We start from the raw sequence: 16,085 nt of genomic DNA on the forward strand, positions 1-16,085 counted from the left end.
AGTGCCGCCATTCGTCATGCGAAACCGGGGAGTTTTCGCCTTGACGGACACGCCGGCGCACCTTTTCCAGGGGGCGTCGCGTGAAGATGTGAAGATTTTCAGGAGTTAATGCCGCCAGGCCTTGTTCCCGTATCGGGAGCCGGGATGGACCGCATCGTCTTCAAAAAACCTGCCCGCAGTGCCATCCGGTCTTTTCATGGAGATTTACCGATGAACCGCATTTACCGTCTGGTTTTCAATCGTGCCCTCGGCGTAATGCAGGTTGCCTCGGAGGTCGCCCAGAATCCCGGCGGAAGTGCGATTACCGCGAAGCGGCCACCGCGATTGCGGGCGCATCAGCTGGCGGTCGCACTGGCAGCCACGCTGGCCAGTGGATCGGCATTCGCGGCGTGCACTACCGCAGGTACGACGGTTACCTGCGCCACCGGCTCCAATACCAATTCTCTGGCCAACAGCATCAATGGCGTGACGCTGGATATCCAGACCGGCGCCGAGCTCAGCGTGCCGCCGATCGTTGGCGGAAGTGCAGTGAATTTGAGTGGTAACGGCATCACCGTGAACAACCAGGGCACGGTCGATCCCACCATCAACGGTGGCCTGAGCCTGGCGGCGTCGGGCATGGTGCTGGGCAACAACACCGTTGGTGGAAACACCATCAGCGTCAACAATCAGGCAGGCGGGGCGATCAAAGGCCTGGTCAACATCGGTTCCATCTTCGGTTTCGGCGGACAGGCGCTGGTGGTGCAGAATGCTTCCGGCGGTGTCAGCAACATCGTCAACGCCGGTAGTGTGGACATGTCGATCTTTGGTGTAGGCCTGTTGACCACGGCTGATGCGGCATCGATCGTCAGCTACGGTGGTGCGCAGACCACTCTCGACAACACCGGCACCATTACCGGCCGCATAGGGTTCCAGGGTTCGGCCACGGCGGGGGCCGGCAATACCTTCCTCAACGCAGGAACCATCAACGGCAGTGTGAACCTGGGCAGTTCGGTCACCGGCAACACCTTCACCGCCGTGTCTGGTTCCAGCGTCAATACCGCCGGTATCGGCGTGGCCGGGCAGGTCGGCGCGCTTGCGGTGAATCTGGCCGCGGCCGGCATCGTCGACGGTGGTTCGGCGTCCAACAACAGCCTGGTGCTGCAGAACAGCGCCACCGGCCCGGGCAGCGGTACCGGTGGGGCGGTGACCACGCTGGGCTGGAACCAGTACATCAACTTCCAGAGGCTCACCGTCAACAGCGGTACCTGGAACCTGCAGGGTGCGTGGGCTGGTGCAGGCACGACCACGCTCAATGATGGCCTGGTCAATTTCAATAATGCCGGTTCCTTCGGCACAGGGCTGTTCACCGCCAACGGCGGTGCCATCGCCTCCTCCACGGCCGGTCTGAATCTGGCCAACGCTTTCAGCCTTGGTGGCAATCTGTCACTGGCGGGGACCAATGCGTTCAGCCTGGGGGGCGTGCTGTCCGGTACTGGCGGGCTGACGGTCAACAACACCGGCATCGTTACTCTCGGCGGCGCAAACCTGTTCTCCGGCGGCGTCAACCTCAATGCCGGCGGCCTGGTACTGGGGAATGCCGGTGCACTGGGCAGCGGCAACCTGACCGTGGGTGGCAGCGCTTCACTGGATACGACGGCGGGCTTCACCCTGGGCAACAATCTGGTGATCAATGGCGGGGGCTCGCTGAACCTGCTGGGCAGCAATGCGTTGTCATTGAACGGTTCGATCTCCGGTGCCGGCAACCTGACCAAGAACGGCGCCGGCACTCTCACCTTGAACGGCGCCAATGCGCTGACCGGCAGTTTCAACCTGGCCGGAGGCGCGTTGGCGCTGGGCGCGGGCGGCAGCCTGTCACCCACCGGTGCGATGACGCTGAGCGTTGGCACCACGCTGGACCTGACGGCAGCGGCCAACCAGACCATCGGCTCGTTGGCCGGCCTCGGCGGCTCGGTCAACCTGGGCAGCCACACGCTCACCCTCGCTGGGCTGGGCAATACCAGCTACAGCGGTACGTTCGGCGCCGGCACGGGTGGCCTCATCAAGCAGGGCATCGGTGTGCAGACACTGTCCGGCGTCAACAACCTCAGCGGCGGCGTTGCACTCAACGCCGGCGGACTGCTGCTGGGCAACGTGGCAGCGTTGGGCAGCGGCTCGCTGTCTGTTGGCGGCAATGCCACGCTGGATGGCACGACCGGGTTGGCGTTGACCAATGCCGTCGACCTCGGTACCGGGGCCAACCTCAATCTGCTTGGCGGCCAGGCGCTGACGTTCAACGGGGTGATCAGCGGCGCGGGTGGCCTGATCAAGGATGGCGCATCGTCACTGACCCTCAACGGCGCCAATACGTTCGGCGGCGGTCTGGCGCTCAACGCCGGCAGCCTGGTGCTGGGCAATGGCGGTGCACTGGGAACCGGGGCACTGAACGTGGGCGGTGCGGTATCGCTCGACGCCAGCGCCGGCCTCACCGTGGGCAATGGCATCACGCTTGGTGCCGGTGGTTCGCTCACTGTGCTGGGCTCGAATGCGCTGACGCTGGGCGGTGTCATCGGCGGGAGCGGCAGCCTGGTCAAGAACGGCGCCTCCACGCTGACGCTGGGCGGCGCGAACACGTTCACCGGTGGGCTGGCGGTGAATGCCGGAACGGTGTCATTGGCCAGTGGTGGCAGCCTGGCGGCGACCGGCGCGGTCAGTCTGGCCGGCGCGGGCAGCACACTGGATATCTCGCTGGGGGGCAACCAGACCATCGGTGCGTTGTCCGGCGTGGCTGACAGCACCCTGGCGCTGGGCAGCAGCACGCTGACCTTCGGTGATGCCACCAACCAGACCTTCGCCGGCGTGATCGGCGGCACCGGTGGCCTGATCAAGCAGGGCACCGGCGTGCAGACGCTGACCAGCGCCAACACCTTCAGCGGTGGGGTAAATCTTGCCGCCGGTGGCCTGGTGCTGGGCAACGCCGGTGCGCTGGGAAGCGGTGCGCTGACCGTAAGTGGCAACGGTTCGCTGGACGCCACTGCTGCGCTGAACCTGGGCAATGCGATCAACCTCGGCGCGGCGTTGACCCTGCCGGGCAGCCAGAACCTGACCCTGGCCGGCAACATCACCGGCGCCGGCAGCCTGGTCAAGAACGGTGCGTCGACATTGACCTTGAACGGTACCAACACCTTCAGCGGTGGACTCAACGCGAACGCGGGCAGCCTGCTGCTGGGCAACAGCGGCGCGCTCGGTACGGGAGTATTGGGCATTGGCGGTAGCGTCACGCTCGATGGCGGCGCCCCGCTGAACCTGGTCAACAATGTGTCCCTGGGCGCGGGTGCCGCACTGTCGCTGCCGGGCTCGCAGGCGATCACGCTGGGTGGCGTGGTGTCCGGTGCCGGCAGGCTGGTGAAGAACGGTGCCAGCACGTTGACCCTCAACGGCGCCAACAGCTTCGGTGGTGGGCTGACCGCCAACGGCGGCGGCGTGTACTTGGGGAACATCAGCGCATTGGGCACCGGTGCACTGTCGGTGGGTGCCAATACCACGCTGGACAGTTCGGTAGCGTTGAACCTCGCCAACAACCTCAACCTCGGGGCAGGCGCAGCGCTGGATCTGCTGGGCAGCCAGAACGTGTCGCTGGGCGGTCTCATCAGCGGCACTGGCAGCCTGGTCAAGAACGGTACGGCCACGCTGGCATTGAATGGACCCAATACGTTCAGCGGAGGGATCGGCCTCAACGCGGGCCTGTTGCAGCTGGGCAATGCGCAGGCACTGGGTACCGGCCAGCTGGACGTAGGCGGTAGCGCTTCGCTGGATGCGACGACAGCGATTGCGGTAGGCAACACAATCGGCCTTGCCGCCGGTGCCAACCTCTCCGTGCTGGGCAGCAATGACCTGACGCTCACCGGTCCGGTATTCGGTGCTGGCGGGCTGATCAAGGACGGTGCCGCGCGTCTCACGCTGTCCGGCGCCAACGTCTACACTGGTGGCACCACCATCAACGCCGGCACGCTGGCGCTGGGGGCAGGCGGCAGTCTTGCCGCGGCCGGTGCGGTGGATCTTGCTGGTGCCGGTGCGACGCTGGACATCTCCGCAGCCGGTGCAGCGCAGACCATCGGCGCGTTGAACGGCGTGGCGGGCAGCCAACTTGCACTGGGCGCGCAATCGCTGACCTTTGGCGGCGCCAGCAATGGCAGCTTTGCCGGCGTGATCGGCGGCACCGGCGGCCTGGTCAAGGCCGGTGCAGGCGTGCAGACGCTGTCCGGTGCCAATACCTTCAGTGGTGGCCTTGCGCTCAATGCGGGTGGCCTGATTCTCGGCAACGCCAGCGCGCTTGGTACGGGTGTGCTCGGTATTGGCGGCACCACCACGCTCGACAGCACCGTGGCGCTGAACCTGGCCAATGCGGTGAACTTCGGTGCCGGTACGCAGCTGACGCTGGGGGGCAGCACTGATGTCACCCTCGGTGGCGTGGTGGCCGGCAATGGCAGCCTGATCAAGAATGGTGCGGGCCTGCTGACCCTCAACAACACCAATACATTCGGTGGCGGCCTGACTTTGAATGGCGGCGGCCTGGTGGTTGGCGCGAATGATGCGCTGGGTACCGGCACGCTGGCGGTGAATGCCAGCACCACCCTGGATGCGGGCGCTGCGGTGACGCTGGGCAACGCCGTGAACCTGGGATCGGGCGTGGCACTGACCCTGCCGGGCAGCAACGCGCTGACCCTGGGCGGCATCGTGGCCGGCAATGGCAGCCTGATCAAGAATGGTGCCACCACGCTGACGCTGTCCGGTGCCAATACCTACTCCGGCGGTACCACCATCAACGCCGGTACGCTGGCGCTGGGCATGGGCGGCAGTCTTGCCGCAGCGGGTGATATCACGCTGGGCGCAGGTGCTGGCTTCGATATCTCCGGTGCCGGCAGCAGCCAGACCATCGGCGCGCTCAACGGTGCGGGCGGAAGCACGCTGACACTGGGCGGCAATTCGTTGACCTTCGGCACGACCGGCAATGCCGCGTTCGACGGCGTGATCAGTGGCGGTGGCGGTCTGATCAAGGTGGGCGCGGGCGTACAGACGTTGTCCGGCGCCAACACCTTTAGCGGCGGCGTGACACTCAACGCAGGCGGGCTGGTCCTGGGCAATGACGCGGCGCTGGGCAGCGGCGCATTGACCGTTGGTGGTGCCGCCACGCTGGATACCACCGGCCTGGCAGCGCTGACCAACAACATCGCGCTCAACGCCGGGCTGACCGTGCTCGGGACCAATGCACTGACGCTCAACGGCGTCCTGTCCGGGGCCGGCAGCCTGACCAAGAATGGCAGCGCGACGCTGACCTTGAATGGCATCAACACCTACACCGGTGGCACCAACATCAACGCCGGCACGCTGGCGCTGGGGGCCGGTGCCAGCCTGGCGGCGAGCGGTACCGTGAACCTCGCCACCGGCGCCACGCTGGATCTGTCTGCCGGCAGTGGCACGCAGCAGTTCGGCACGCTGGTCGGCAACGGTACGGTGAACCTCGGTGCCAACTCGATCGAGGTCGGTGGCGCCACCAATGGCACCTTCAGCGGCTCGATCGCAGGCACGGGTGGCCTGACCAAGGTCGGTGCCGGTATCGAGACGCTGACCGGTGCCAATACCTACACCGGCGGGACCTTCATCAATGCCGGCACGCTGGCGATTGGTCCGGGCGGCAGCCTGGCCGCCAGCGGCGCTGTGACGCTGAGCGCTGCAGGCACCGGCTTCGATATCTCCACGGCAGGGGCCAGCCAGACCATCGGGTCGTTGAATGGCGTGGCGGGCTCGACGGTGAGCCTGGGGGCACAGACGCTGACACTCGGTGGTGTTGGCAACAGCCTCTTCGATGGCGCGATTTCCGGCACCGGTGGCCTGGTCAAGAATGGCGCCGGCATCCTCACGCTGGGCGGCGCCAATCTGTTCAGTGGTGGCGTTGCACTCAACGGCGGTGGACTGGTGGTCGGCAACAACGCTGCGCTCGGCAGCGGTGCGTTGACGGTCGGAAGCAACGCGACACTGGATGCATCGACCGGCGTCAACCTGGCCAACAACATCAACCTCGCATCGGGTGCCAACCTTGATCTGCTCGGCAGCCAGGCGCTGGCGCTGGGCGGCGTGATCTCGGGCACGGGTGGGTTGATCAAGGACGGTGCGGCCACCGTAACCCTGAGCGGTGCCAACACCTACACCGGTGGTACCACCATCAACAGCGGCACGCTGGCGATCGGTGCCGGTGGCAGCCTCGCCGCGACCGGCGCGGTGAACCTGGCCGGCACCGGCACGCTCGACATCTCGGCGGGCAACCAGGCCATCGGTTCGCTGGCCGGCGTGGCCGGCAGCACGGTGGCACTGGGCGGCAGCACGCTGACCCTGGGTGGTACCGTGGACAGCACCTTCAACGGTGCGATCAGCGGCAATGGCGGCCTGATCAAGAACGGCGCAGGCGTGCAGACGCTCAATGGCGCCAGCACCTTCAGCGGTGGCGTGGCGCTCAACGCAGGTGGCCTGGTGGTCGGCAACAACGCTGCGCTGGGCACCGGTGCGGTGACGGTTGGAGGCGCGGCTACGCTCGATTCGAACACCGCGGTGACGCTGGCCAACAACTTCATCCTCAACAACGGATTGACCGTACTCGGCAGCAACAACCTCACCCTCAACGGCAACCTGAGTGGTACCGGCAGCCTGACCAAGGAGGGAGCAGCGACGCTGACCTTGAACGGCACCAATACCTATACCGGTGGCACCAACATCAACGCCGGTACGTTGGCACTGGGCGCCGGCGCGAGCCTGCACGCCAGTGGCATCGTCAACCTGGCCTCGGGTGCGACCTTCGATCTGTCGGCGGGTAGCGGCACGCAGCAGTTCGGTACCCTGATCGGCAGCGGTACGGTGAATCTGGGCGCCAACACGCTGACGATCGGAGGCGCCACCAATGGCACCTTCAGTGGTTCGGTGGCGGGCTCCGGTGGCCTGGTCAAGGAAGGTTCGGGCACCCAGACGTTGACCGGCACCAATACCTTCACCGGTGGCACCACCATCAACGCTGGTACGCTGGCGATCGGCGCCGGTGGCAGCCTGGCTGCCACGGGTGCGGTGAATCTGGCCAACGCCGGTACCGCCTTTGACATCAGCGCGGGTGGCCCGCAGGCCATCGGCTCGCTGGCAGGCGTGGCCGGCAGCACCGTGGCGCTGGGTGGCAGCACGCTGACACTCAATGGCGTGGGCAACACTACGTTCGCTGGTGACATCACCGGCACCGGCGGCCTGGTGAAGAACGGCGCTGGCATCCAGGGCCTGACCGGCAGCAATACCTTCAGTGGCGGCGTGGCACTCAACGCCGGTGGCCTTGCCTTGGGCAACAACGGTGCACTGGGAACCGGCACGCTGACCGTGGGCGGCAATGCCAGCCTGGACGGCACCACCGCGCTGACCCTGGCCAACACCGTGCAGCTGGCCAGCGGCACGCTGACCCTGGCCGGCAGCAACGCGCTGACCTTGAACGGCCCGATCAGCGGTGCTGGCGGCCTGCTGAAGGATGGCGCAGCAACGGTCACCCTGGGCGGTGCCAGCACCTATACCGGTACCACCACCCTCAACAGCGGCACGCTGGCGGTGGCGGCTGGTGGCAGCCTGTCCGGTGCCAGCACGGTGAACCTGGCCGGCGCCGGCACGTTGGACATCAGTGCCGGTGGCAGCCAGAGCATCGGAGGCCTGGCCGGCGTGACCGGATCCAGCGTGGTGCTGGGGGGGGCGACCCTGACCACCGGCGGCAACAACGGCAGCACCACCTTCGGCGGTGTGCTCAGTGGCACCGGCGGTCTGGTGCAGAGCGGTACCGGCACGCTGACCCTGAGCGGCGACAACACCTATACCGGTGGCACCACCATCAACGGTGGTAGCACGCTGCAGATCGGCAACGGCGGCAGCACCGGTTCGGTGCTGGGCGACATCACCAACAATGGCAGCCTGGTCTACAACCTCGGCACCACGGCAACCGTGGGCGGCGTGGTCAGCGGCAGCGGCGGCCTCACCCAGGCTGGCAGCGGCACACTGGTGTTGACCGGCAACAACACCTACACCGGCGGTACCACCATCAATGCCGGTGGCACGCTGCAGATCGGCAATGGCGGTGCGACCGGTGCGATCGTCGGTGACATCACCAACAACGGTGTGCTGGTGTCCAGCGTGGCCGGCAACACCACGCTGGGCGGCACCATCAGCGGCGCTGGTGGCCTGACCCAGGCCGGTGCCGGCACGCTGACCCTGACCGGCAACAACACCTATACCGGCGGCACCACCATCAATACCGGTGGCACGCTGCAGGTCGGCAATGGCGGTGCGACCGGCGCGATCACCGGCAACGTCGCCAACAACGGCAGCCTGGTGTTCAATGTCGGTGGCAACACCACCGTCGGCGGTGCGATCAGTGGCAGTGGCGCGCTGACCCAGGCCGGTGCCGGCGTGCTGACCCTGGTCGGCAACAACAGCTACACCGGCGGCACCACCATCAATGCCGGTGGCACGCTGCAGGTCGGCAACGGCGGCGCCACAGGTTCGCTTGCCGGTGACATCACCAACAATGGTGCGTTGATTTCCAACGTGGCCGGCAATACCGCGCTGGGCGGCACCATCAGCGGTACGGGTGGCCTGACCCAAGCGGGCAGTGGGTCGCTGGTGCTGACCGGCACCAACACCTACACCGGCGGTACCACCATCAATGCCGGTGGCACGCTGCAGCTTGGCAACGGCGGTGCGACCGGCTCGATCGTCGGCGACGTCACCAACAACGGCACGCTGGTGTCCAACGTGGCGGGCAACACCACGCTGGGCGGCACCATCAGCGGCAGCGGCGGCCTGACCCAGGCCGGCAGCGGCACGCTGACCGTGACCGGCAACAACACCTATACCGGCCCGACCACCATCACTGCCGGTGGCACCCTGCAGGTGGGCAATGGCGGCGCGACCGGTGCGATTGGCGGCAGCGTCACCAACAACGGCAGCCTGGTGTTCAACGTGGGTGGCAACACCACCGTCGGCGGTGCCATCAGCGGCAGCGGTGGCCTGACCCAGGCCGGCACCGGCACGCTGATCCTGGGCGGCAACAACACCTATACCGGCGGCACCACCATCAACACCGGCGGCACGCTGCAGGTTGGCAACGGCGGCGCGAGCGGATCGATTGCCGGCAACGTCAGCAACAACGGCAGCCTGGTGTTCAACGTAGGTGGCAACACCACCGTTGGCGGCACCATCAGTGGCAGCGGTGGCCTGACCCAGGCCGGCAACGGCACCATCACGCTGACCGGCAACAACACCTACACCGGCGGCACCACCATCAATGCGGGTGGCACGGTGCAGGTCGGCAACGGCGGGGCCAGCGGTTCCATCACCGGCAACATCACCAACAACGGTGGCCTGGTGATCAACACCGGTGGCACCACCACGCTGGGCGGCACCATCAGCGGTGGCGGCAGCATTGTGCAGGCCGGTCCGGGCGGTCTGAACCTCGGCGGCAACAGCGGTGGTTTCAGCGGTACCGGCCAGGTCACCGGCGGTGGCCTGAATGTCACCGGCAACATCGGCGGCCAGTGGACCATCGGCAGCGGCACCACGCTGTCCGGCACCGGCACCATCGGTGGCACCGGCGGTGGCGTGACTGTATCCAGCGGCGGTGTGCTGTCGCCGGGCAATGGTCCGGGCAACGGCAGCGGTGCGGGCAATGGCACCGGCACGATCACGGTGGGGGGCAACCTGACCCTGTCGCCGGGCAGCACGCTGGGCATCGATCTGGGTGCCACCGGCAGCGACACGGTGCAGGTGGGCGGCAGTGCCAACGTGGCTGGGAGCACCGTGCAGGTGAACACCATCTCGCCGAGCACCAGCTACCAGCAGGGCCAGCAGTACACCGTGGTCAACGCGGGCGGTGGGGTGAGCGGGCAGTTCGCCTCGGCCACCACGCCGTCGGCCTTCCTGACCATCACCCCGGTCTACACCGCGAACACGGCCAATCTGCAGATCGACGTGGCGCAGACCGCGGCATTCACCACGGCGGCGAAGACGCGCAACCAGTACAACACCGCCGCAGCGCTGGACAGCCTGCCGCAGAGTGGTTCGGCACTGGGCCTGTACAACACGCTGCTGATGTATGACGCGGGTACCGCGCGCGCTGCCTTCGACCAGCTGTCCGGTGAAGTGCATGCGGCCAGCCGCGCGGTGCTGCTGTACGACAATTACCTGGAAGAGGGTATCCGCCAGCGCCTGGGCAGTGAGCTGCCGACCGTGCGTGGTGAGCGTGCTTCGGCGTGGCTGGCCGGCAGTGGCAAGGTGTTCCGCCAGGACGGTGACGGCAATGGCGATGACATCCGCTCCAACCGCAATGCGCTGATGGCGGGCGTGGACTGGCAGCTGGGCGAGCACGTGGTGCTGGGTGCGGCCGCAGGCAACGAGCGGCTGGATACGCGCCTGTACGATCGCAGTTCGCGGGCCCGCCTGCGTGGCAACACGTTCGGCCTGTATGCACAGGGCCAGTGGAACAACGGCTTCGCGGTGGGGGGCAGCGTATCGCGCGGCGACTACCGTACGCGCACCACGCGTGAGGTGCCGCTGCTGGGCCAGACCTTGTACAGCCGCCAGGACTCGGACGTGACCATCGCGCAGGTGGAGGGCAGCTGGACCTGGACACATGGCAGGACCCAGCTGCAGCCGTACGTGCAGTTCACCAAGCACTGGGTCGACAGCGATCGCGCAGTAGAGCAGGGTGGCACTGCTGCACTGGAGCTGGAAGGCGGCAAGGACACGCTCAATGTCAGCACCGTGGGAGTGCGTGGACGTTGGGATGTGGGCAGCGGCGAGCGCTTCCCGGCACAGCTGACGGTCGGCCTCGGCTGGCAGCACGCCTCGGGTGACACCGATGTGGCCAGCCGCAACCGCTTCGCCGTCGGTGGCAACGCGTTCGACGTCTACAGCGCGGTGATGGCACGCAATGCGCTGGTCAGTCAGGTGGGCGTGGCGGTTGGGCTCGGCCGCAACAGCCAGCTGTCGATGTTCGTGCAGGGCCAGCACGGCGATGGCCGCCGCGATGTTGGCGGGCAGATCAACCTGCGCGTGGGCTTCTGAGGGGAGCGGGCCAGCGGTAGATCCACGCCCTGCGTGGATGGGGCCGGGGCGGGAGCGCTAGAGTTCCCGCTCCATTTCCACGGCGTCGATCCCGGCGCCGTGCCCATCGGGCACGATCCGCGTCACCTGGAAGCCCAGCCCGGCATAGAAGCCCTGGGTGTGCTGGCTGGTACTGAGCGCGATGCGCTTGATCGAGGGATCCGCTTCGGCCTGGCACAGGCGTGCCAGTGCCAGTTCGCGTCCCAGCCCCTGCCGGTGCAGCGCGCGCTGCACCATCCCCCAGCAGAAACCGGCACTGCCGTCGCCGCGTCGCGACAGGCCGCCACAGGCCACGATGCTGCCATCGCGCTCGATGACCTGGAATGCACAGTCCGTGGCTTGTTCGCGCAGGAAGCGTTCAAAGTCGCTGCGCTCTTCGGGCGCGAAGTAGGTGGGTACGTTGCTGTCGAAAATCGACAGGCAGGCGCTGGCATCTGTGGGGTAGTAGAGGCGGAGGTTCATGGGCCCACGATAGACGATCGCCAGTAGATCCACGCCATGCGTGGATTCATGGGCGTGATGCCGTGCGTGTATCCCTCAGGCCGAGATTCCCGCCAGCACCGCATACATCACCACGAAGCTCACCAGAAACAGGTAGACGCCGCCGATGGCCAGGTAGCGCAGTACGGTCAGCGCCTTGTTGCCGCCGTACACGCGTTGCTGCATCCACAGCAGATAGACCGGTACTGCCAGCCACAACAGTGCATACAGCCATTGGCTGACGGCGGCGAATGCGGGTGATGCGAGCGCGCTGCTGATGCCGGCGATGAGGAAGGTTGCCAGCAGCACCGTCATCAGCCAGCAATGGCTGTACAGCGCCACCACCAGGTGTTCCAGATAGCCCATCGCCCGCGGAATGTAGGCGACGCGCAGTACCAGTGCGAACACCGGCATCAGGAAGAACAGGGCGCCGGGCAATGCGGTCAGGATCGCCTGCATGTACAGATCGGTCTTGCCCCCCATGCGCTGGATGTTGGCGTTGCCGTTGTGCAGGCGCTTGTTGAGCCAGTTGTTGGCGAACCGGGGCCAGCCGGCCATCACGATGGGGTTGGTGTCAGCGTCCCACGGTTTGCCGTTGACGGTGTGGTTGAAGAAAGTGCCGTTTTCCGTCGTGGCGGCCTCCTTGCCGGCACCGGTGAGCTCGGCTTTGCGCTGCGCGGCTGCGGCATTCACTGCGGCCCTGGCCATGGCGAAGCCGGCGTTGCCGGTGCCGGGTGAGTTGGCCTGTTGTTGGTCGATCAACGCCAGCTGCGCCGCGCGGGCGGCTTCGACCTGCTCCACTGTCGTGGTCTTGGCGTACACAGAGTTGGTGCCACCGCCGATGCTGAAATCGTCGACGTGCACGAAGAGCTTGCCGACGAAGAACGTAAACAGGGTGAGGATGACGAACAGCCGCAGAGGCTGCACGTATCCGACCCGGCGGCCCTTGAGGTAGTTCAGCGCGATGCGGCCCGGCACCCAGAGATCGCGCAGCGTGCGGAAGATACGCCCATCGAGATGCCAGAAGGATTCGAACACTTCTTCGATGGCATGACCCACATGCTTGAGCGGGTTGTGCGCCGATTGCCCGCAGCGATGGCAGTAGTGGCCGTGCAGGGCGGTGTCGCAGTTTTCGCAGGCGGCGTGAGCGCTGTCGATCGAGCTCATGGGCAATGGGCCAAGCGTCGGTTGAAGGCGCCTACGATAGCGAATTTTCAGGATTCGTTCAGGTTTGTTTTGGGGTGCTATCGAGCGTGCGTAAGGCGATCAAACGCATCCACGCATGGCGTGGATCTACTGATGGATCTGGAGGAGCAAGCTCCTCTGTTGAGGGGCTGCCCCGACAGGGGCGGGGAGAGGCAGGCAAAGGGAGGGGCCCAAACGTTGCGCAGCAACGATTGGCGCGAAGCGCGCGCAGCGCACTTCGCGTCCCGCGCCAGCGTGTTTGAGGAGCATGTGGGGAAGCAGGGGGGGGCGCGCGAAGAGCATCCACGCATGGCGTGGATCTACCGACGTCTCTGGAGGAACAAGCCCCTCTGTTGAGGGGCTGCCCCGACAGGGGCGGGGAGAGGCAGGCAAAGGGAGGGGCCCAAACGTTGCGCAGCAACGATTGGGGCGAAGCGCGCGCAGCGCACTTCGCGTCCCGCGCCAGATAACTGAAAAAGGCTGCCCTTTCAGGCAGCCTTTTTCAGTTATCTGGCGGAGAGAGGGACTGCCATAGATCCGTCCAAGGAAATCCAGGGGAATCGATAAGTTCATATATTTGCCGTTTACTTTCAATGACTTGCATGAAACATATCCAGCACTGTCCAGCAACACCCATCATCACCCAACGCGAAATGGCATACTAGATGGCATACCAGATGGCATACCAGGCACGCATGGCACTGCTAACCGACATCAAAGCTCGAAGCATCACTCCCGGAAGCGCAGCACTGCCACACGGCGGAGTTACTGGCCTGAGTCTGCTTCCTTCACGCACAAAGAAGGGCCAAGGCAAGTGGGTCTTGCGCTACGTAAGCCCTGTCACTGGCAAGCGGCGCAACGCCGGCCTAGGCAGCTACCCGCACGTGGGCGTCGCTCTTGCCGGCAAGCTGGCTCGCGAGATGCGCGAAGAGATTGCATTGGGGCAAGACCCCCTGGAGATCAAGGAGACACCTGTAGCCGCGCCGGTGATGCCATCCTTCCAAGAGGCAGCAAAACAGGTACACGCCGAACTGAAGCCAGGCTGGAAGAACGCCAAGCACGCGCAGCAGTGGATCAACACACTTACCGAATACGTTTTCCCCAAGATCGGCTCCCTACCGATGGATCAACTTCAGCCTCGTCATATGGCCGATGTCTTGCGCCCGATCTGGCTGGAAAAAGCGGAGACCGCTTCCAGGGTAAAGCAGCGTTTGCATGCCGTGATGGCCTGGGGCTGGGCACACGGGTTCAACCAAGCCAACCCCGTGGATGTAGTCACACATCTGTTGCCGGTACAACCCAGCAAGACGGTCAGACAAGAGCATCAACCGGCCATGCCGTGGACCGACATCCCCGCATTTGTCAAAACCAGACTGGTGGATACAAACGAGCTAGATGTCACCAAACGTGCGCTGCTGTTTTTGATCTTGACCGCCGCGCGCTCTGGCGAAGTCAGGGGAATGACTTGGGATGAGGTCAATTTGCGCAACAAAGTCTGGATCATTCCTGCCGATCGCATGAAAGCCAGCCAGACCCATCGAGTCCCACTCTCTGAGCAAGCCATCACTTTGCTGCAGGTACAGGCAGGCAAGCACGATCATCTGGTCTTCCCATCGATCCAATCCCGAACAGTCCTCTCGGACATGACCCTAACTGCACTATTGCGCCGCTTGAAGGCCCACAGCGATAGCGATAAGCGGATAGCCACCGCGCACGGCTTCCGGTCAAGCTTTCGCGACTGGTGCAGCGAGGAAGGCTATGCCCGGGATCTTGCTGAACGCGCGCTGGCCCACACTGTCAAAAACAAGGTCGAAGCTGCCTATCACCGTACGGATCTGCTGGAGCAGCGACGCCCCATGATGCAGGCGTGGGCTGATTTCGTCCTTCCAGCAACAGCATGAGATAGGCAATGCTCTTCGCACTCCACATCGAAGTTGCTCACAAACTCGTTGGCATGGCCCCCGCAGCGTTCTTCGAATACGCGACGGGGCTGAGCCACATGAACTATCGACGAGGCCGCGGCTATACAGCTCTCATGGCCAAGCGTGAGCAAGTCGAAGCGCATTCGGATTCACTACTCCTGCGCATGCTCCAGAAACGAGGCATCCCAGACGCCGAATTTCGAGGATTCAAAGAGGATATCCCCCAAGGACATTCGGCGATCATGCTCTATGGGCTAGGTTTGCTCAACGAGCACACGTCCCCAGCAACCAGAGAACTGGTCGCCATGTTCGATGCGTCAGACAAACGACTTTGTAAGCTTTCAGACACTGACGTATACGGCTTTCTCGACGAGATCGGGCCACGGTCCCAACTGGGGCCAGCCTACTGCACCCCCCTGACGGTGGCAGACATTAGAGATCCCTCGCTGGAGCTGAAGCTGGAACTGACCGAACCGGAGCGCACCGCCATCAATCTTGCCCTAAACCGCCGTGCCAACATGGCGCTGTCATTCTTGGCAGCCGTAGATCACGAAATTGGGCATTGGATTGGACGGACCGGGGTACCAGATGCCTTTGCAGGCCTCCCAAGATTTGCCGTGCTGCTGGCACCACCTGGGCCTACTAATCGGCACCGCCATACCCCGGCTGACCCTACCGCGCGCCTCGTAGATTTCATCGGCGCCGTCGGCCACTACTTGCGAGAGGGCAGCTGGCCTCAGCGCCCGCTCCCTATCGCGGACATGGGCACCCAGGCAGATCTATCAGGGACACGGCTTGGCGAGGGCAATCGGTTCGTTCGCGGCTTGAGAAGTGGCAAGGCCCGGCTAACTCGAAAGTCATTCAGAACACTGGTCCACACCCAACTCTGGACCCCCAAAGCGAAGGCGTCTGATCTCGATGGCCAAGCGGACCTGCTTGAAACCTACCTGGTGGCCGCACTCTTGTTGAGCCTGCTCCTGCCAGACCACCCAACCACCGCGGGCCACATGGACCGCACGGGCTGGCGGGAGGCATATCTGGGATGGTGGGAGCGGCATAGACACCGCTACCCACCCCAGGCCCCGTCGACAGGCCCACTGCCCCCAGCTTGGCTGATCGATCCGTAATCAGCGCTTCGCAGGGGCGTTGGTGCGGTTGCCGCCAGACGGCATCCCAGGCTTGGTCGACGGCCACCCAGCGGGGCCTCGAGCGCCGCCAGCAGTCGAGCCGCCCTTCGAGCCACCACCTGCCTTCCCAGCCGATCCGCCATTAACCTTTGCCATGTTCCTCTCCTTGTTAGCCCCCACACGGGGCAAGGAAAGCTTGAACGTTAACGCGCTCCGA

The 16,085-nt window shown here is 65.1% G+C and carries 5 protein-coding genes; 3 read left to right on the plus strand and 2 right to left on the minus strand.

Translation table 11 applies throughout. From position 1 onward, the window contains the following. Positions 1–210 precede the first annotated feature (210 nt). Positions 211–11,115, plus strand: coding sequence for an autotransporter-associated beta strand repeat-containing protein (locus AC5P8D_RS06655; protein WP_414614338.1), 10,905 nt, complete (start codon positions 211–213; stop codon positions 11,113–11,115). A gap of 57 nt (positions 11,116–11,172) precedes the next feature. Here the strand turns inward: AC5P8D_RS06655 and AC5P8D_RS06660 are convergent, their stop codons facing one another. Beyond that, a complete protein-coding gene (locus tag AC5P8D_RS06660) occupies positions 11,173–11,616 on the minus strand; it encodes a GNAT family N-acetyltransferase (protein WP_049434303.1) in 444 nt (147 codons plus the stop codon). A 75-nt stretch (positions 11,617–11,691) separates the two neighbouring features. Further along, a complete protein-coding gene (locus tag AC5P8D_RS06665) occupies positions 11,692–12,801 on the minus strand; it encodes a DUF3667 domain-containing protein (protein WP_053442576.1) in 1,110 nt (369 codons plus the stop codon). A gap of 683 nt (positions 12,802–13,484) precedes the next feature. On the opposite strand from AC5P8D_RS06665, the gene AC5P8D_RS06670 reads away from it, so the two are divergent. Both AC5P8D_RS06670 and AC5P8D_RS06675 read left to right on the plus strand, forming a co-directional pair. Beyond that, on the plus strand, positions 13,485–14,720 hold the full coding sequence (locus AC5P8D_RS06670; protein WP_231914951.1) for a tyrosine-type recombinase/integrase: 1,236 nt from the start codon (positions 13,485–13,487) through the stop codon (positions 14,718–14,720). An 8-nt stretch (positions 14,721–14,728) separates the two neighbouring features. Then, complete coding sequence (locus tag AC5P8D_RS06675) at positions 14,729–15,868, plus strand: hypothetical protein (protein WP_495203185.1); 1,140 nt, start codon at positions 14,729–14,731, stop codon at positions 15,866–15,868. Positions 15,869–16,085: the final 217 nt, after the last annotated feature.

Source organism: Stenotrophomonas sp. YJH_SMC_101-4, assembly GCF_059370395.1.

Excerpts from the sequence above, each read along its gene's own strand:
- AC5P8D_RS06675 (WP_495203185.1), top strand. The coding sequence starts at position 14,729 with ATGCTCTTCGCACTCCACATCGAAGTTGCTCACAAACTCGTTGGCATG.
- AC5P8D_RS06655 (WP_414614338.1), top strand. The coding sequence starts at position 211 with ATGAACCGCATTTACCGTCTGGTTTTCAATCGTGCCCTCGGCGTAATG.
- AC5P8D_RS06670 (WP_231914951.1), top strand. The coding sequence starts at position 13,485 with ATGGCATACCAGATGGCATACCAGGCACGCATGGCACTGCTAACCGAC.
- AC5P8D_RS06665 (WP_053442576.1), bottom strand. The coding sequence starts at position 12,801 with ATGAGCTCGATCGACAGCGCTCACGCCGCCTGCGAAAACTGCGACACC.
- AC5P8D_RS06660 (WP_049434303.1), bottom strand. The coding sequence starts at position 11,616 with ATGAACCTCCGCCTCTACTACCCCACAGATGCCAGCGCCTGCCTGTCG.